Annotated in this window: 20 protein-coding genes; 4 read left to right on the top strand and 16 right to left on the bottom strand. The window is 67.2% G+C overall.

What is annotated here, in order from left to right; translation table 11 throughout:
* The first annotated feature begins 100 nt into the window (after positions 1 to 100).
* Positions 101 to 2,323, top strand: a complete 2,223-nt coding sequence (locus ACFQGD_RS25325) for a hypothetical protein (protein ID WP_345401716.1) — start codon at positions 101 to 103, stop codon at positions 2,321 to 2,323.
* A gap of 23 nt (positions 2,324 to 2,346) precedes the next feature.
* A complete protein-coding gene (locus ACFQGD_RS25330) occupies positions 2,347 to 2,763 on the top strand; it encodes a hypothetical protein (RefSeq protein WP_345401719.1) in 417 nt (138 codons plus the stop codon).
* A 6-nt stretch (positions 2,764 to 2,769) separates the two neighbouring features.
* Here ACFQGD_RS25330 and murA read toward each other — a convergent pair whose 3' ends face one another.
* Positions 2,770 to 4,053 (bottom strand): UDP-N-acetylglucosamine 1-carboxyvinyltransferase, encoded by a 1,284-nt coding sequence (gene murA, locus ACFQGD_RS25335; RefSeq protein ID WP_345401722.1) that lies wholly within the window; start codon positions 4,051 to 4,053, stop codon positions 2,770 to 2,772.
* 166 nt (positions 4,054 to 4,219) lie between these two features.
* Between murA and ACFQGD_RS25340 the strand changes: the two genes are divergently transcribed.
* Positions 4,220 to 4,792, top strand: a complete 573-nt coding sequence (locus ACFQGD_RS25340) for a cob(I)yrinic acid a,c-diamide adenosyltransferase (protein WP_345401724.1) — start codon at positions 4,220 to 4,222, stop codon at positions 4,790 to 4,792.
* Between the two features lie 31 nt (positions 4,793 to 4,823).
* On the opposite strand, the gene ACFQGD_RS25345 is transcribed toward ACFQGD_RS25340, so the two are convergent.
* Positions 4,824 to 6,194, bottom strand: coding sequence for an HNH endonuclease signature motif containing protein (locus tag ACFQGD_RS25345; RefSeq protein WP_345401726.1), 1,371 nt, complete (start codon positions 6,192 to 6,194; stop codon positions 4,824 to 4,826).
* A gap of 194 nt (positions 6,195 to 6,388) precedes the next feature.
* A complete protein-coding gene (locus tag ACFQGD_RS25350; RefSeq protein ID WP_345401728.1) occupies positions 6,389 to 6,544 on the bottom strand; it encodes a hypothetical protein in 156 nt (51 codons plus the stop codon).
* On the opposite strand from ACFQGD_RS25350, the gene ACFQGD_RS25355 reads away from it, so the two are divergent.
* The gene (locus ACFQGD_RS25355) at positions 6,543 to 6,935 is read left to right on the top strand and encodes a hypothetical protein (RefSeq protein ID WP_345401730.1); all 393 of its coding nucleotides are present in this window, start codon (positions 6,543 to 6,545) and stop codon (positions 6,933 to 6,935) included. The two genes, ACFQGD_RS25350 and ACFQGD_RS25355, sit on opposite strands and share 2 nt — an antisense overlap.
* Here the strand turns inward: ACFQGD_RS25355 and ACFQGD_RS25360 are convergent.
* The 13 genes from ACFQGD_RS25360 to prmC all read right to left on the bottom strand — a co-directional run bounded on the left by ACFQGD_RS25360 (position 6,932) and on the right by prmC (position 17,999).
* Entirely contained in the window at positions 6,932 to 7,366 is a 435-nt protein-coding gene (locus ACFQGD_RS25360; protein WP_345401732.1) for a DUF2550 domain-containing protein, read from the bottom strand. The two genes, ACFQGD_RS25355 and ACFQGD_RS25360, sit on opposite strands and share 4 nt — an antisense overlap.
* Positions 7,367 to 7,391: 25 nt before the next feature.
* Positions 7,392 to 7,757 carry a F0F1 ATP synthase subunit epsilon gene (locus ACFQGD_RS25365; protein WP_345401734.1) on the bottom strand — a complete coding sequence of 122 codons (366 nt, stop codon included), beginning with the start codon at positions 7,755 to 7,757 and terminating at the stop codon, positions 7,392 to 7,394.
* A 186-nt stretch (positions 7,758 to 7,943) separates the two neighbouring features.
* Positions 7,944 to 9,380 (bottom strand): F0F1 ATP synthase subunit beta, encoded by a 1,437-nt coding sequence (atpD, locus tag ACFQGD_RS25370; protein ID WP_345401737.1) that lies wholly within the window; start codon positions 9,378 to 9,380, stop codon positions 7,944 to 7,946.
* Positions 9,377 to 10,327: a F0F1 ATP synthase subunit gamma gene (locus ACFQGD_RS25375; RefSeq protein ID WP_345401740.1), complete on the bottom strand. Its 951-nt coding sequence runs from the start codon at positions 10,325 to 10,327 to the stop codon at positions 9,377 to 9,379. Before ACFQGD_RS25375 ends, atpD begins: the two co-directional genes overlap by 4 nt.
* 11 nt (positions 10,328 to 10,338) lie before the next feature.
* A complete protein-coding gene (gene atpA, locus ACFQGD_RS25380; RefSeq protein ID WP_345401743.1) occupies positions 10,339 to 11,979 on the bottom strand; it encodes a F0F1 ATP synthase subunit alpha in 1,641 nt (546 codons plus the stop codon).
* A gap of 79 nt (positions 11,980 to 12,058) precedes the next feature.
* Positions 12,059 to 12,886 carry a F0F1 ATP synthase subunit delta gene (locus ACFQGD_RS25385; protein WP_345401746.1) on the bottom strand — a complete coding sequence of 276 codons (828 nt, stop codon included), beginning with the start codon at positions 12,884 to 12,886 and terminating at the stop codon, positions 12,059 to 12,061.
* A complete protein-coding gene (locus ACFQGD_RS25390; RefSeq protein WP_345401860.1) occupies positions 12,886 to 13,425 on the bottom strand; it encodes a F0F1 ATP synthase subunit B in 540 nt (179 codons plus the stop codon). The genes ACFQGD_RS25385 and ACFQGD_RS25390 overlap by 1 nt, the downstream gene beginning before the upstream one ends.
* Positions 13,426 to 13,459: 34 nt before the next feature.
* Positions 13,460 to 13,708, bottom strand: a complete 249-nt coding sequence (locus ACFQGD_RS25395; RefSeq protein WP_345401749.1) for an ATP synthase subunit c family protein — start codon at positions 13,706 to 13,708, stop codon at positions 13,460 to 13,462.
* Positions 13,709 to 13,774: 66 nt separating this feature from the next.
* Complete coding sequence (gene atpB, locus ACFQGD_RS25400) at positions 13,775 to 14,557, bottom strand: F0F1 ATP synthase subunit A (RefSeq protein ID WP_345401752.1); 783 nt, start codon at positions 14,555 to 14,557, stop codon at positions 13,775 to 13,777.
* A gap of 210 nt (positions 14,558 to 14,767) precedes the next feature.
* Positions 14,768 to 15,295, bottom strand: coding sequence for a hypothetical protein (locus ACFQGD_RS25405; protein ID WP_345401755.1), 528 nt, complete (start codon positions 15,293 to 15,295; stop codon positions 14,768 to 14,770).
* Entirely contained in the window at positions 15,292 to 16,449 is a 1,158-nt protein-coding gene (locus tag ACFQGD_RS25410; protein WP_345401758.1) for a glycosyltransferase family 4 protein, read from the bottom strand. The genes ACFQGD_RS25405 and ACFQGD_RS25410 overlap by 4 nt, the downstream gene beginning before the upstream one ends.
* Before the next feature lie 11 nt (positions 16,450 to 16,460).
* A complete protein-coding gene (locus tag ACFQGD_RS25415) occupies positions 16,461 to 17,111 on the bottom strand; it encodes an L-threonylcarbamoyladenylate synthase (protein WP_345401761.1) in 651 nt (216 codons plus the stop codon).
* Positions 17,112 to 17,135: 24 nt separating this feature from the next.
* On the bottom strand, positions 17,136 to 17,999 hold the full coding sequence (prmC, locus tag ACFQGD_RS25420; RefSeq protein WP_345401764.1) for a peptide chain release factor N(5)-glutamine methyltransferase: 864 nt from the start codon (positions 17,997 to 17,999) through the stop codon (positions 17,136 to 17,138).
* Positions 18,000 to 18,024: the final 25 nt, after the last annotated feature.

The raw sequence follows: 18,024 nt of genomic DNA on the forward strand, positions 1-18,024 counted from the left end.
GTAGTACATGAACCGCGCTCAGGTCAAGCCCGCTGAGCTCCGGCCACACCCCGGCACACGGCTCTTCCCTGCGGACCCGCCCGCCATTCGAGGAGCAGCCATGACCGTCATGGAACCCAACGCCCCGGTCACCGACGCCGAGCTCGCCACTGCCGACTCCGCCGATACCGACACCGTCGACACCACCGTGCACATGGAGCCCGCCACCGGCCCGCGATCCGACCCGAGCGCACCGGCCGCGGCGTCCGTCGCCCCCGAAACGCCGCTGACGGCCGACGACATGTCACCGGCCAACGGCCACATCGCCGCCGAAACGACCGACGAGATCACGCCGATCCCGATCCCGCGTCCCGTTCCGTTCCCGCAGCCCATGCCGTTCCCGCTGCCATATCGCATGGCCAGTGGGCGCTACCGGTCACGTCCAATCGGCTATCAACTGGAACTCCGTGTCGATATCGACGGCACACGCCCACTGCGCAGGCTCAGCGGCGACTACTACAGCATCTCCGAGTCCGCCGTAACCTACTTCGGATCGTGGACGGTCGACGCCGTGACGGTGCGGACGTCCCGTTCGCACGTCACCGTCGTCGGCACCGCCCGCACCACGTGGCCCACGACGTTCACCATCGCCACGGTCACCATCCCCAGGGCTCACCTAGGTAGGCCAGCACCGGCCGCGACGCTCCAATGGTCGACGCCGAGCGGCGCGAAGGGCGCCCGCTACCAATGCATGTGGGAGTCGACGTCGTTTCGCACCGTGGAGCTGGAAGAGGACTGCGAGTCCGGCGTCGCGCCGTTCCGCTCCTACGACACTCGCTCGCTGCCAAGCGGTGGTGCCGCCCGCACGCTCAGCGTCGCCGGTGCCTTCGCTGAGGCGGGCGTGCAGATGCTCGACACCGGCGGCGGCAACGTCGTCAACACGCCATCGGGCTACCTCTGGACGAACGCGAGCCTGCACCACGCGATGCAGGCCCACTTCTCGCGCTGGCAGGAGCGTCCGCAGTACAAGGTGTGGCTGCTGCATGCTCGCGCGCACGAGTACGGCGTCGGACTGCGCGGCATCATGTTCGACCAGCAGGGTCTGCAGCGGCAGGGTTGCGCCAGCTTCTACCAAGCGATCTCGTCCGGTTCGGCGCAGAACCAGCGCGAGCGGCTCTACGTGAACGTCCACGAGCTTGGGCACTGCTTCAACCTGTTCCACTCGTTCCACAAGAGCTACATGAACCCGCCGCTGCCGAACCGGCCAGGCGCGCTGTCCTGGATGAACTACCCGCAGAACTACAACCCCGGCGGCGGCGCACCCAGCGGTACCGCGGCGTTCTGGGCGGCGTTCGGCTTCGAGTTCGACACCCTCGAACTGGCACACCTGCGGCACGGCTTCCGCAACGCGGTGATCATGGGCGGCAACCCGTTCGGTACCGGCGCCGCGCTGGAGGTCGGGGAGGAATTCCTGGACCGGGTGTCCGACACCAGCGGACTACGGCTGTCGATCGCGCCAGCCGACCCGCGTCCGCTCCTCGGCATGCCGATCGTCCTGAACATCACGCTGACCGCGGAGCGCACGCAGCAGGTGCACCGGCGCGATCAGCTGCACCCGAAGTACGGCTTCGTGCACCTCGCCGTGAGCAGGCCTCGCGGCGACGTCATCGTGTATCAGCCGCCGGTGCAGCACTGCGCCGATCCAGCGTTGGTCAGCAGCGGCCACGACGACGTTCTGCCGATCAGCGCCTACATCGGCTACGACGCGGTCGTGGGACAGCTGTTCGACGACCCTGGCACCTACCGGATCAGGGCCTCCTACGCCGCACCGGACGGCACGATGCTGGTGTCCGACACGGCGACGTTGCGGGTCGTCGCGCCGAGGACGTCATCGGACGACCAAGTCGCGGACCTGCTGCTGCGCGACCAGGCAGGCATGGCCCTGACTCTGCTCGGCAGCGACTCGCCCTACCTGGCCGACGGCACCAACGCGCTGGAGACCGTCGTCGCCGAACACGGCGAGCACCCGGCCGCGGTGTTCGCCAGGCTGGCGCTTGGCACCAACGCGGCACGGCCGTTCGCGGAGGTCGACGCCACCGGCGCGGTGCGGATGCGCGAGCGCGACCTCACCCGCGCGGACGAACTGCTCGGCGCCGCAGTCGACGCGTCCCGCGGCGACAGCGGACTCGACGACCTGACCGTGTACGAAACGCTCGGTTACCTGGCGAGCAGCCACGACGCCGAGGGCGACACGGATCGGGCACGCGAGTTGCGGCACGACGCGGCGACTCTCGCCGAGTCCAAGCACGCGCCCACGTCGGTGTTGCGGTCGCTGCAAGAGTAGCGCCGCAGGAGTAGAAAGAACGCATGTCACGTTCCGATGCTGGATCGGGCTCGGCAGGACACGCTGCCGAGCCCGGCCCCGGCGCTCTCGTGGTCGAGCTGGCCGAGGGCTTCGCCGGCGACGACGTCACGGTGCTCATCGACGGCGAGCAGATGTGGCACCGCAACGGCGTCAGCACGAACTACTCCGTTGGCATCGCCGATGTCGTGCGGCTGCCGATGCCCACGAAGGCATGGCCAACGGTGGAAGTGCAGGTTGGCCGCCGCGCCGCTACCCGGCGGGTCGACGTCGGAGAGACCGCCAGAGCGGCAGACGGTGAGGGCGTCGACGTCGGTGCCGAGGCTGGTTCCGAGGCCCCGCGGGAGCTGCGGTTGCGTGCCCGCATCGACCCGGCCGGCACCCTCTCCCTCGGGGTCGCCTCAGAGGAGACGCGGTACTAAACCGGGTCAGCCGCGCTCGGTGACCGACGAGACGCGCTCGATGTGCGCACCAAGGCGGTTCAGGTTCTCCACGAAGTACGGGTAGCCGCGGTCGATGTGGAAGACGTCCCATACCTCGGTGACCCCCTCGGCGCAGAGCCCGGCCAGGACAAGGCCCGCGCCCGCTCGGATGTCCGACGCCCACACCGGTGCGCTGGACAGTTTTTCCACCCCGCGCACGACGGCGTGGTGCCCGTCGGTGCGGGCGTCCGCGCCGAGTCGCACCATCTCGTCGATGAAGCGGAACCGCGCCTCGTAGACGTTCTCCGTGATCATCGACGTGCCCTCGGATATCGCCGACAGCGCGACGGCGAACGGCTGGAGGTCGGTGGCGAACCCGGGATACGGCAGCGTGACGAAGTCGACGGCGGTCGGCCGATCATGCTGCACGACGCGAAAGCCCTGGTCCTCGCTGTCGTTGAACGTAGTGATCTGCGCACCCGCGAGCCGCAGCTTTTCCAGGACGAGGTCGAGGTGATGCGGGTCGACGCCGCGCACGGTGATGTCGCCGCGCGTCGTCGCGGCGGCGAACGCCCAGGTCGCGCCCACGATGCGGTCGCCGATCACGCGATGCGTCGTCGGTTGCAGCTCATCAACACCGTGCACCGTGAGGGTGGACGTCCCCGCCCCCTCGATCTGTGCGCCCATCTGCTGCAACATCACGCAGAGGTCGATGATCTCCGGCTCGCGCGCGGCATTGTCGATCACTGTCGTGCCCTTGGCGAGCACAGCGGCCATGAGGATGTTCTCCGTCGCCCCCACGCTGGGGAAGTCGAGCCAGATTTGCGCGCCATGAAGACCGTCCGCCTCCGCGACCACACAGCCGTGCGCGATCTCACTGGTCGCGCCGAGCTTACGCAGGCCGTTCTGGTGCATGTCGAGCGGGCGCGAACCGATCGCGTCCCCGCCCGGCAACGCGACGACAGCACGCTTGAGCCGCCCCACCAGCGGGCCGAGCACGCATACCGAGGCCCGCAGCTTGCCCATGGCGGACGTGTCGGCATGGTGCGACAACTCGGCGGGCGTGGTGATGGTCGCGACATCGCCCTCGATCGTGACCTCGCAGCCCACGCTACGCAGGACATCAGCCATCAAGGGGACGTCGAGGATCTTCGGGCAGTTGGTGATGGTCGTGGTGCCCTCGGCCAGCAGGGCGGCTGCCATGAGCTTGAGCACGCTGTTCTTCGCGCCTACCACTGCCACCTCACCCTTGAGGCGAGCTCCGCCATAGACGTCGAAGTGCTCTGTCATGTCAGCGTTTTCCCTCTCGTCGACCTGCTGGGTTGCTGCACGGTACGGATTGGGCTCGGTGAGCGCATCCGGTCAAACGCCGCGGTAATCGTAAGCGAGACCAGCTTGCGTTCTTTGGTCGCGGTGCGCGAGCACACCCCGGCCGCAATCCGATTAAGGTGCGGGTATGGCTGTTCGGATCAATCGGGTATACACCAAGGTGGGTGACAGCGGAACGACGGCCCTCGGTGACGGCTCCCGCGTCCCGAAGTCCTCACCCCGCATCGGCGCCTACGCGGACGTCGACGAGACCAACGCCGCCATTGGCGTCGCGGTCGCGCTCGGCGAGCTGCCAGACGAGCTTACCCAGGTGCTTCTCGCGGTGCAGAACGACCTGTTCGACGTCGGCGCTGACCTGTGTGCCCCCGTGGTGGACGACCCGCCGTACCCTCCGCTGCGCGTAACCGAGGATTACGTCGAACGACTCGAGGGCTGGTGCGACGAGTTCAATGAACGGTTGCCGAAGCTCACCTCCTTCATCTTGCCTGGTGGCACGCGCGGCGCCGCTCTCCTGCACAATGCCCGCACCGTGGCTCGCCGCGCCGAGCGCTCCGGGTGGCTGCTCATGGAGGACGACGCCGACCGCACGAACGTGCTCGCGGTGCGGTATTTGAACCGGCTGTCGGATTTGCTGTTCATCCTGGCGCGCGCGGCGAACCCGGACGGGGACGTGCTCTGGCAGCCGGGCGGCGGGCGGTAGGTCGGCGGCGCTGGCAGCGCTTTCCTCCTACTCAGAACGGTGGTGGTCCGGGGTCAGGCAGTACGGGTGACTCCGTGTCGGGCTCGGGCGGTGGCTCGGGTTCGGGTTCTGCGATGCGGGGCACGCGCGGCCGGTACTTGCGCCCGGTGGGTGTGGTGATCGTCAGCGTTTCGCCGTTGAACTCGAAGTGCCATCCGGGTCGGTCCTTGAGCCGGTGATGACGCCGACACAGGCACGTGAGGAGTTTCGCGTCGGTGGTGCCCTGGCGGTGCCATTCGACGCTGTGGTCAGTGTCGCACCACCGGGCAGGCCGGTTACACCCCGGCACGAGGCACCGCTGGTCGCGAGCGCGCACGTAGTCACCGAGCTGCGCCGGTGGCTTGTAGCGGCGGCGCCCCATCTCAAGCAGTTGGCCTGTGGAAGGGTCGGTGAGGAGGCGTCGCCACGTGCACCTCGGATCGGCGGCCATCTCCCGCGCGATATCAGCCGGGACCGGTCCGTAGCCTTCGAGGTCGCCAGGCAAATCACGCGACCCGAGCAGCGTCGTCACCGGCACAGTCACCTGAATCCGCACGTGCCGGTAGCTCTGCCGCTTACCGAGAAGCAGTTCGGTGAGCACGTCGGCGCGGATGGCGTCGAGACTGCGCTCATCGCGACGTGCCTTGTCGGATTTGGCGATCGCGTCAATTCGGCCGTAGATGGCGGTGGCAGTCTCGGCGGGCAGATAGGCGCAGAGGTCGGCCATGCCGTTCTCGGCGAACCGCAACTCCAGCCTGCGGTCCTCGCGGCAGCGCCGCACCCGCTCCGCAGCGCCCTCGGGATCGAGCTTGTCCACCCGATAACGAGCAGAACGTTGGATCGACGCGCCATCCCGACCCGCCAGCAACGACTCCATCTCCGCATCAAGCTGATCGGCGTGCTCATCGGAGAGCAACGCACCCGTCTCGACCACCTTCGCAGCCTTGGTGGCATCAACGTCGCCGCGCTCCAACGCCGCCAACAACCGAGGAAAACGGCGCGTGATCTGCGTAGCGAGTTCGATCTGGCGATCCGCCTGGTGATGGCCCACCGCCAACGCGAGCCCGACCTCATCTGCCGTCTCTCGCTCGTTGCCGCGTCGTTTCCGCAGTTCCGCGATGACCTTGAGTTGGACCGCTTGCACCTGCCCGATCAAACGTTGGGAGAGCTTCGCGACCTCAACCAGAGCGTCCGCATCGAACTCCGCCCACTCGACATCATCGAGGCGCAACACATCTTCCGGGACGCGCTGCCCAGCGAGAAAGACATCCTCACCCAGCGACTCGCCATCCGATTCGCCATTAACCTCAGGCGGGCTCACCGGCTCGTACTCACCGTCCGGCTCATGCTCGTGACTGGACTCCGGCCCCAACACCAGCCTCATACCCCCTGCCGCGCGACGACACACTGACTCGTCATCCCGCGCCCCAGAGAAGGAGCCTGAACACCAGGATAGTCGAACTAGTGTTCGAGATTCAAGCCTTTCGGAGTCACCACATCAGGTGACCAAGAGCTGAGCGAGACGGGTGCGGCATGGCCTGCGAGTCGAGTAGCTAGACCGACCACACCAGAAGCCCGTCAAGGTTTGCTGACCGTCAGCACGCGGAATGGCTTGCCTTGCATGCAGTAGGACATGACGTCCTTGTCGACGTAGCCGGTGAGGGTGACCTTGTCGCCGGGCTTGAGACGGTCCTGGTCGTCGAGAAGCAGGTAGAGCGTCCCGCTATCGCGCATGACGAGGCAACCTGCCTCCACACCAGCGCGGACAGTGCCACTGATCGTCATACGATCACCAGCGGGCTTCGACGGCTCCGGCGACGGTTCATTCGACGTCGGCTTCGACGTCGGCTTCGACGGCGGCGTCGGCGCGGCCGAGCTGTCGGACGGGGCACCAGGAGACACGGACGACGTCTCCGACGGAATGGTGGACGACGTCGGCGATGGCGGAGTGATGGACGACGAAGCGGTGGTCGGCGTGGCGCTCACCTCGGCGCCACCCTGCCCGGCGCAGCCCGCGAGCACGATAGCGAGCACGACAGCCGGCGCCGCGACAACCGCCCTGCCAACGGCGGCAGCCCGCCGTGTACCAGCTACTCTGCCTGTCACCGGCATTTCGGCCCCCTAGCTCGCACGTCTCACCTGACGTCCTGGTGGCGCTGACTCGAGCCAGGAGAGAAACCCGGTAAGGGCGCCGGTCGCCATGGCGATCTCGATCGAGTCTCCCCTGCTCGATTCGCAACGCAACACTGACGCGCCCGATGGTAGCGCGTACACCTCGGAGCCAGCAGGCTCACGACGCTGGGCGATCCGCAATCCCTCGCGATACAACACCCGATCGGGGCCCCGTCGGAGGCTCAGCACTCGAAACCATACAAACCGCTCACCCTGGTAACGGCCAATACCGAGATGCCAGCCGAGATCGTCCTGCTCGTCGTTCCAGCGGAGGGCGACGTTGATGCCACCCGCACGAAGTACGCGACGCCAGCGGATCGCGACCCACGCGAGCACGGCCACTATCGCGGTCAGGAGCCCGATGACCACCAGGGTGATTTCCATGGCCCAGCTCCTGCCCGCCGCGCGCTCAGGCCGACTGTCCCGCGGCGCGCAATCGCGCACCGGCTCTCGCGCGCTCGTCCTCGTCGCCTTGGCTCAGCGCCGCCTTGGCCGCCGCTACGTCGACCTCTTCGCCGAGCTCCGCGCTCTCCGCGAGCACGCTGACCGAGTCGGCCGTGACGGAGAGGAAGCCACCGTGGACCGCTGCCCCAACGTGCTCGCCGTCCACCGTCGTGATCATCACGACGCCACCCTCGACGAGCTGGCCGAGCACCGGTTCATGACCAGGCAGGATACCGATCTCGCCCTCCGTGGTCTGGGCGATGACATACTTCGCCTTGCCCGACCACAGCCTGCGCTCGACGGCGACCAACTCGACGGTCATCTCAGCCACGTGGTTGCTCCTTCGTCGTGCAACTACTGAATGTCAGTCTAGTTCCCCCACACGCGGCCCCGGCAGGGGCGTACCACTTGCGTGGGAGATACCCGGTGCGAGTGGTGGGCCCGCAGCGAACTACGGACCCACCACCAGCCAAGCCAGTCCCGCACACCGGGGTTCGCGGGGCGGAACCCCGCGGGTTCACTTTCCGGTGATCTCGCGGTACTTCTTCTCGAGGTCGTCCAGGCCACCGATGCCGAGGAACGCCTGCTCCGGGTAGTGGTCGAACTCGCCCTTGGCGATCTTGTCGAACGCCTCGACGGTCTCCGCCAGCGGCACGGTCGAGCCAGGCTGGCCGGTGAAGACCTCGGCGACCAGCATGTTCTGCGACAGGTACCGCTCGATGCGGCGCGCCCGGTTGACCGTCATCTTGTCCTCTTCGGACAGCTCGTCCATACCGAGAATCGCGATGATGTCCTGCAGCTCCTTGTACTTCTGCAGGATCCGGATGACCTCGGAGGCGACCCGATAGTGCTCCTCACCGACGATGCCAGGCTCGAGGATCGTCGAGGACGACGTGAGCGGGTCGACCGCGGGGAAGATGCCCTTCTGGAACACGCCACGCGACAGCTCGGTGGTGGCGTCAAGGTGGGCGAACGTCGTCGCTGGCGCGGGGTCGGTGTAGTCGTCCGCTGGGACGTAGATCGCCTGCATCGAGGTGATCGACCGGCCCTTGGTCGAGGTGATCCGCTCCTGCAGCGTGCCCATCTCGTCCGCCAGGGTCGGCTGGTAACCCACGGCCGACGGCATCCGGCCCAGCAGGGTGGAGACCTCCTGGCCCGCCTGGGTGAAGCGGAAGATGTTGTCGATGAACAGCAGCACGTCCTGGTTCTGGACGTCACGGAAGTACTCCGCCATGGTCAGCGCGGACAGCGCGACCCGCATACGGGTGCCCGGCGGCTCGTCCATCTGACCGAACACCAGGGCGGTGTCGTTGATGGTGCCGTCCTCACCGAGCTCGAGGAACAGGTCCGTGCCTTCACGGGTGCGCTCACCGACACCGGCGAACACCGAGGTACCACCGAAGTTCTTGGCGACACGGGTGATCATCTCCTTGATGAGCACCGTCTTGCCGACACCGGCGCCACCGAACAGGCCGATCTTGCCACCCTGCACGTACGGGGTCAGCAGGTCGATGACCTTCAGGCCGGTCTCGAGCACCTGCGTGCTGCCCTCGAGCTGGTCGAAAGCCGGCGGCTTGCGGTGAATGCCCCAGCGCTCGAGGTCGTCGCCGTAGCCGGGCTCGTCGAGGCACTCGCCGAGCGCGTTGTAGACGTGGCCCTTGACCTTGTCACCGACCGGCACCGAGATCGGCCCGCCGGTGTCGCGAACAGGTGCGCCACGGACGAGGCCGTCCTGCGGCTGCAGCGAAATGGTGCGCACCAGGTTGTCACCGAGGTGCTGCGCGACCTCGAGGGTGACGGTCTTGGCGAGCTCTTCGAACTCGATGTCGACCTTGAGCGCGTTGTACTGCGCGGGGATCTGCCCGCGCGGGAACTCGACGTCGACGACGGGGCCGGTCACCGAGACGATGCGACCCGTCGCACCTTCGGTCTTGGTAGGTTCTGTGGTGGTCATTCTTCAACTCCTGCCGTGGCCAGCGCGTCCGCGCCACCGACGATTTCGCTGATCTCCTGGGTGATCTGGGCCTGCCGAGCCTGGTTCGCCTCCCGCGTGAGGGTGTCGACCAGCTCGTTCGCGTTGTCCGACGCCGCCTTCATGGCGGTACGGCGGGCGGCGAGCTCGGAGGCGGCCGACTCGAGCAGCGCCGCGTAGATGCGGGTGTTGATGTACTTCGGCAGCAGCGCGCCGAGCAGGGTCTCCGCGCTCGGCTCGAAGTCGTAGGCAGGCAGCAGCGTCGGAGCTTGCTGTGCGCTCTCACCCTCGTCGGCGTACTCCACCTCGAGCGGCGCGATCCGCTTGGCGACCGGTGTCTGGGTGAGCATCGAGCGGAACTCGGTGTAGACGATGTGTAGCTCGTCGACACCGACGACACCGTCGGCGCCAGGTCCCTCCGCCTCGTCGTCCGCCCCGGCCAGGAAGAGGTTCACCATGGCGTCGCCCGCTTCGGCGGCGTTGACGTAGTGCGGCTGGTCGGAGAACCCGGTCCAGCTGTCGGTGACGTCGCGGCCCCGGAAGCGGTAGTAGTTCAGCCCCTTGCCGCCGATGACGTAGAGGACCGGCTCCTTGCCCTGCTCGCGCAGCAGCGAGAACAGCTCCTCCGTCGCCCGCAGCACGTTGGCGTTGTAGCCGCCGCAGAGGCCCTTGTCACTGGTCACCACGAGCACCGCGGCCCTGCGCGGGTTCGCCCGCTCGGTGAGCAGCGGGTGGTCGAGGTTCGACGCCCCGCTCGCCAGCGCGGAGAGCACGTTGGTGATCTCCGTTGAGTAGGGCCGTGCGGCCTCGACCCGCGCCTGGGCCTTGGTAATGCGCGACGTCGCGATCAACTCCATGGCCTTGGTGATCTTGCCAATGGACTTGGTCGACTTGATGCGCGCTCGCAGTTCGCGAAGTTGTGCACCCATGAGTTACCCGGTCACTTCTTCGGGGCTGGCTTGTTGACCTTGACGGTTTCCTGCCCGACCTTCTCGGCGTCCATCGCCTCGGCCTCCGCCTCGACCAGCGGCTTGCCCTCCGAGGTCAGGAACCCCTTCTTGAAGTCGTTCACCGCTTCGACGACGCGCTTGGCGTTGTCGTCGCTCCACTTCCCGGTGTCACGCACCTCGGCGAGGATGCCCTCGTGCTTGTGCCGCACGTGGTCGATGAACTCCGAGTTGAACCGGCGGACGTCGTCGACCGGCACGGTGTCGAAGTGGCCGTCGGTGCCGAGGAAGACCGTCAGCACCTGCTCCTCGACCGGGATCGGCTGGAACTCGCGCTGCTTGAGCACCTCGTACAGCCGCGCACCACGCTCCAGCTGCGACTTGGACGCGTCGTCCAGGTCGGAGGCGAAGGCGGCGAATGCTTCGAGCTCCCGGTACTGCGACAGGTCGATACGCAGCGAGCCCGACACCGTCTTCATCGCCTTGACCTGCGCGTCACCACCGACACGCGAGACCGAGATACCGACGTCGATCGCGGGCCGCTGGCCAGCGTTGAACAGGTCGGACTGGAAGAAGCACTGTCCGTCGGTGATCGAGATGACGTTGGTCGGGATGTAGGCCGAGACGTCGTTCGCCTTGGTCTCGATGATCGGCAGGCCGGTCAGCGAGCCGCCACCGAGGTCGTCAGACAGCTTGGCGCACCGCTCGAGCAGACGGGAGTGTAAGTAGAAGACGTCACCGGGGAACGCCTCGCGGCCCGGCGGACGGCGCAGCAGCAGCGAGATCGCTCGGTACGCCTCCGCCTGCTTGGTGAGGTCGTCGAAGACGACAAGCACGTGCTTGCCCTGGTACATCCAGTGCTGGCCGATGGCCGAACCGGTGTAGGGGGCGAGCCACTTGTACCCGGCGGAGTCGGACGCCGGGGCGGCGACGATGGTCGTGTAGTCCATCGCGCCGTGATCCTCGAGCGACTTCTTGACCGCCGCGATGGTGGAGCCCTTCTGGCCGATGGCGACGTAGATGCAACGCACCTGCTTCTGCGGGTCGCCGGATTCCCAGTTGGCCTTCTGGTTGATGATGGTGTCGACGCAGACCGCGGTCTTACCGGTCTTGCGGTCACCGATGATCAGCTGGCGCTGGCCACGGCCGATCGGGGTCATCGAGTCAATGGCGGTGATACCGGTCTGCAGCGGCTCGGACACCGGCTGCCGCTGGACCACCGACGCCGCCTGCTTCTCGAGGGCACGGCGGCCTTCTTCGGCGATCTCACCGAGGCCGTCGATGGGCTTGCCGAGCGGGTCAACGACCCGGCCGAGGTAGCCCTCCCCGACCGGCACCGACAGAATCCGGCCGGTGCGCTTGACCTCCTGGCCCTCTTCGACCGACTCGAAGTCACCCAGGATGGCCACACCGAGCTCGCGCGGCTCGAGGTTCAGCGCGACACCAAGCACGCCGCCGGGGAACTCCAGCAGCTCGTTGGCCATCGTCGAAGGCAGGCCCTCGACGTGCGCGATGCCGTCACCGGCGTCGACGACGACGCCGACCTCTTCCCGGCTCACATCCGGGGAGTAACTCGAGACGTAGTTCTCGATCGCACTGCGGATCTCGTCCGAGGAGATCGTCAGCTCCGTCATGTCGTTCCCGCTCTCACTTCATTCTCTGCCACTTGCAACGTCTGTGTGTGTTTGTGCCGGTGACCCGGCTTGCCAGCCGTCAGGCCAGCTGACCGCGCAGCGCCATGATCCGGCCAGCCGAACTGCCGTCGATGACCTCGTCGCCGACCTTGACGACGATGCCGCCAAGCACGTCCGGCTTGACCTCGGCATGCAGCGTGATCGGCTTGCCGTAGATCCGGTTCAGCTTGGCCGAGAGCGCATCGCGCTGCTCGTCGGTGAGCGGGCTCGCGGTGATCACGTGTGCCACCGACTGCTCGCGTCGCCGTGCCGCCAGTTCGGACAGCTCGTCGAGCCGCTTCTCGACTCCCCTGCCCTTCGGGTCGCCCGCGACCTGCTCGATCAACGCGAGCGTGACCGCGTTGACGCGGTCGCCAAAGATCTGGCGCACCAGCTCTCGCTTGGCCGCGACGCTGCCGGACTGATCCGACAGTGCACGGTCGAGCTCGGCGTTGTTCGCCACGGCCCGAGCGACACCGAACAACTCGTCCTCAACCCTGTTGAGGGTACCGTCACGCTCGGCCGCGGCCAGCATCGCGCTCGCCCCGAGCGCTCGGACGCCGTCGAGCAGCTCACGCGGATTGGACCACCTGCTGCCAGCGACGACGTCGAGCACCTGCAAGGTCGGCTCGCCCACCTTTTCGCCGAGCAGCGAACGCACCAGGTTCTTGCGGGCGTCCTCCGACGCGGCGGGGTCTGCGACGGCACGGCGCAGCGAGACCTCGTCCCGCAGCAGCCGCGCGAACGCGAACAGCTCCTCGCCGACCGTGGCAGGGCTGGCATCCGCCCCGCCGAGCACCCCGTCAAGGCGGTGTTCGGCGGCGGCGAGCGCGTCCCTACTCGCGGCGTGCATGGTTGTCGCGGCCATCAGTTCCGTGCCCCGGTGGTGGCGTCGAGCTCAGCGAGGAACCGGTCGACGGTGCCCTTGCGACGGGCCTCGTCCTCCAGCGACTCACCGACGATACGGCTGGCGAGTTCGATGGAGTTGCGACCGAGCTCGGAGCGCAGCTCAGCGATGATCTGCGCCTTCTGCGCCTGCAGCTGAGCCTCGCCGTTGGCGACGATACGTGCCGCCTCGGCCTCGGCCTCAGCACGCAGCTCGTCACGAATCCGCTCCGCTTCCAGCCTGGCGTCGTCACGGATCTTGGCGGCCTCGGTGCGGGCCTCAGCGAGCTGCGCGTTGTACTGCTGACGCGCCCGCTCCGCCTCGGCCTGCGCCTTCTCGGCCTTCTCGATCCCGCCTTCGATCGTCTCGGCCCGCTCCTCGTACAGCTTCTCGAAGCGCGGGACGACGTACTTCCACAGGATGAAGAGCAGGATGCCGAAGGCGACGAGGCCAAGGGCGATCTCTGACGGCAGCGGAAGGACTGGATTGTGCTCTTCCTCAGCTGCCAGCACGTATGTCATAAGCACGACGTCTCCCAATACGGTGAGGCGTTAATCAGGCAGCGGAAGCGATGAAGTACAGCACCAGACCGATCAGCGCGAGCACCTCGGTCAGCACGAACGTGGTCCACGCGATACCCATCAGCTTGCCCTGCGCCTCGGGCTGACGCGCGGTGCCGTTGATGACGGCGGCCCAGATCAGGCCGACACCGATACCGGGGCCGATGGCGCCAAGGCCGTAACCGATCATGGCGAGGCCCGGGTTCAGGTTGACGGCTTCCTGCGCGAGAACGATGTTGCTCACTGTGTATCCCTTTCCAACTCTCATCCGCCATGCTGCGGATCGCGAGGCTTTCTCGGTGTGGTGTGCTTAGTGGTCTTCCGCCAGGGCCATGCCGATGTATCCGGCGGAGAGCACGGCGAAAACGTAGGCCTGGATCACCTGGATCAGGGCCTCGACAAAGGTCATCAGGATCGCGAACGCCCACGAGATCAGCGAAACGGGCTTCAGCGCGGCGCTAGCCTCAAGCAGCAGGTACGAACCCGCCAGCGTGAACACCAGCAAAATGAGGTGCCCGGCGAACATCGCGGCGAAAACACGAATCGCGAGCGTGATCGGGTTCATGATGAACTTCTGGAAGAACTCGATCGGCGTCAGCAGCAGGTAGATCGGCTTGGGCGCACCGGCGGGGAAGAGCTGGTTCTTCAGGTAGCCGGTGAAGCCGTGCCGACGGAAGCCCGCGATGTGGTAGACGGGGTAGACGACCAGGATCGACAACGCCAGCGGGAAGCCGATATGCGAGAACGTCGGGAACTGAATCAGCGGAATGATCCCGAACAGGTTGTTGACCAGGATGAAGGTGAACAACGCCAGAATCAGCGGAACGAAAGGCCGGAAGTCGGCCGAGCCGATCTGCTCCCGCGCGATGTTGTTGCGACCGAAGTCGTAGACCGACTCAGCGGCGAACTGCAGCTTGCCGGGAACGACCTTGAGGTTGCGGGAGGCGATCAGGAAGAACGCCGCCACGATGACCACGGATAGAACGACCAAGACCATCGGCTTGGTCACTCCGCCGACGATCGGCGGAAGGAAGAAATCCCCGACACCCGGGGGTACGAAACCGCCACCTTGTGCAACTACCAGCGCGCCCAACGAGGGCTCCTTCCGGTTCTCCCGGTCGGCGTTCACACCGCCAGGGGAATCGTCATGATCTGTCGTTAACGTACCTGACACATGCCAGGCACCCTGCGGCGGATGGGCCCAGGCCGATACCGGCGAGCTCCGCCCGCAGAGCGGACCCTACCAGCCCGCATGACGCCACATAGTACGGGCGTACTCCTTAAGACGAGGGACACCCCGCCGTCACTGAGAGTTCGGAATGATCGTCGGGATCTTGGTGCGTTTGAACGCGACGACCTCGGCTCCCGCCCACACCATCACGGCCGCGAGCACGGTCAACGCGAGCGAGAGCGTGTGCAACGCGTCCACCTCGCGCAGCAGCATCATCACGACGAGTAGCGCCAGGATCTTGAAGACGTATCCCCCCAGCGCGACCGCCATGACGAACATCACAGGCAGGTCGGCGGACTGCTTCATCATCACGAACGTCGCCAGCGACGACGCCAGCGCGACCACGCCGCCAACCAGCGCGCCCCAGAGGCCCGCCGTGCCGTTGAGCACTGTCGCGACGACGGCGGCGATCACGATGGTCACCGCGGTCACGGGCAGCGCGGTGCGCAGCATGGTGTCGGCGAGAGTTCGGACGACGGCGCCGTGCGGGTTCTCCGGTTCCGCGGTGTTCGCACTGGCGCCGGCGGTGCCGGTCTTCGGGGTCTCCGTGCCTTCGGGAGTCTCGATGGCGTCGGTGTTGTCGCTACCGGCGTCGGTCACTTGGCGGCCTCCTTGGGTCTCGACCTGAGTCTAGGCACCGCCGAGACGAGCACCCCGACGAGCAGGCCGAGCAACATGATCCAGAACACCGCCGCCGCCTCGAACAGCGTCAGCGCGACCGTACCGAACGCCAGCAACCCGGCCCACATGTACATCAGCAGCACGGCGCGACGCTGCGAGTGACCGATCTCAAGCAGCCGGTGGTGCAGGTGCATCTTGTCGGCAGCGAACGGGCTCTCCCCCCTGCGAGTCCGACGGATGACCGCCATAAGCAGGTCGAGCAGCGGCAGGAACAACGCGCCAGCCACCACGATCAGCGGCGACAGCAACGCGACGATGTTGGTGGTGTTGTACTGCGGGTACGACATCTTGCCCGAAGCCGACGTGATGGCGCCCGCGAGCATCAGCCCGATGAACATCGACCCTGAGTCGCCCATGAACAGCTTGGCCGGCTGGAAGTTATGCGGCAGGAAGCCAAGGCAAGCTCCGGCGAGCGTCGCCCCGATCAGCGCTGGCGGGTAGGTGGCGACGTCGCCGCCGGTCGTGGCGAGCAGGCCGAGCGAGAACACGCACAGCGCGGACGCGGCGACCAGCCCGATTCCCGCGGCGAGGCCGTCGAGGCCGTCAACGAAGTTCATGGCGTTGACCATGGTGACGACGAGCAGCACCACCAGCAGTCCACCCTGGTTCTGGTCCAGTTGGAACAGCGTGCCGACGTCACCGTCACTACCGCCCCACGGCACCCAGAAGGTGCTCCACTGCACACCGAACAGCACGAGGATGCCCGCGCACATCACCTGGCCCGCCAGCTTGGTCCACGCGTCAAGCTCGAACCGGTCGTCGACCGCCCCGATCAGCACGATCACCCCGCCGCCGATCAACACCCCGATCGGGTCGAGTGAGAACTCGAACGCGGCGCGCAGCACCGGGAGCTGGTGCGCGAGGTACATGCCCCCCGCGACTCCGGCGTACATGGCGAGCCCGCCCAAGTACGGCATCGGCTGGGCGTGGACGTCGCGAGCGCGCGGGTAGGCCATCGCGCCAAGCCGCATCGCGACACGACGCGCGACACCGGTGAGCAGGAACGTCAGCGCGGCTGCCGTGAGCCCGACGAGGAGGTACTCGCGAATCGGGAGGACGGCTGTTTCTGTCACGATCGGCCAGCTCAGCCTGCCGTCTCGACCTGCGCGCCAAGGACTTCGGACACCGCGTCAGCGCTGACAGCGCCCTCACGCAAAAGGACGGGCTTCTCACCGGTCAAGTCGACGATCGTGGACGGCACGGCATCCCCGCTCGGACCACCGTCGAGATAGATGCCGATCTCATCGCCGAACTGCTCGCGGGCCTCGTCAACGGTGGCCGCTGGCGGCAGGCCGGAACGGTTGGCACTGGACACCGCCATCGGCCCGGTCTCGCGCAACAGCTCGAGCGCGACTGAGTGCAGCGGCATTCGCAGCATGACCGTGCCCTTGGTGCTGCCGAGGTCCCACGACAGGCTCGGCGCGTGCGGCAGCACGATCGACAGGTCCCCTGGCCAGAACGCCTCGACGAGAGCGCGGGCTGATTTCGGCACGCCGAGAACCAGACCGTCGATCGTGGACCACGAGCCGACGAGGACTCCGACGGGCATGTCGGGGCCCCTGCGTTTGGCGCTGAGTAGCGAGCGCACGGCACCCGCGTCGAAGGCGTCACATCCGATGCCGTACACGGTGTCGGTCGGCAGTATCACCAGCCGCCCTGATCGCACCGCGGCGGCCGCCGCGCGGACACCTTCGGCACGCTCATCTCGCAGGCTGCAGTCGTACACCTGGCTCATGCCCAAAGACTACTGCGAACGGCGTCAACCCCTACGGGCGGTGGCGAACCGTGCCCGCCCCGCGAGGTCGGTATGGCCGACGACCCTGCTGAGCACCTTGCGCGCCGACAGCAGCGCGGGCACCGCCTCGCCGTGGGTGTCGTCGTGCTCTATGGCCACTCCCCCATCGATGACAAGCAGGCGAGCGGCGAGCGCGACCACGGACCTGATGATGGCGAGGCCGTCGCCGGCGGCGAACACGGCTTGGTACGGATCGTGGTCGGCGACCTCGGGCGGCACCGTCGTCCCCTCCGGCACGTACGGCGGGTTGCACAGCACGAGGTCGACCATGCCGTCGAGGTCAGCGAGCAGGCGGTTGTCGGTGACGTCGCCGGAATACAGCGTGATCGGCGTGTCGCCCGCCGCGACGCGGGCATCGGCGTTGCGACGCGCCCAGGCCAGCGCGGACGGGTCGTTGTCGATGGCGTACACCCTGGCGTCAGGGCGGGCATGCGCGACGGCGAGCGCGAGTGCCCCCGACCCGGTGCACAGGTCGACGACGACGGGATCCTCCCGACGTTGGATCAGGTCAAGCCCCCATTGCAGCATCAGCTCGGTCTCCGGGCGCGGCACGAACACACCGGGGCCGACGTCGACGCTGATCGGTCCCATCGCGGCGGTGCCAGTGATGTGCTGGAGCGGGATACGCTTCGCGCGGCGGGTGACGACCTCGCGCATGGCATCCACGACGGGCGGGTCGACCAGCGGAGTCAGCGGGAGCCGGTCGCGTTCCACGCCGAGCACGTGCGCGGCGAGCAGCTCCGCGTCCACGCGCGGGGACGCGACCCCGGCCTCCTCCAGGATCCGGGTTGCCTCGACGATCGCCAGTCGCAGTGGTTGTCGCTTCACGCTGTCAAGGCTAACCGTGCGGTTC

Origin of the sequence: Haloechinothrix salitolerans, assembly GCF_042662605.1 — a bacterium.
Lineage (GTDB): Bacteria > Actinomycetota > Actinomycetes > Mycobacteriales > Pseudonocardiaceae > Haloechinothrix_A > Haloechinothrix_A salitolerans.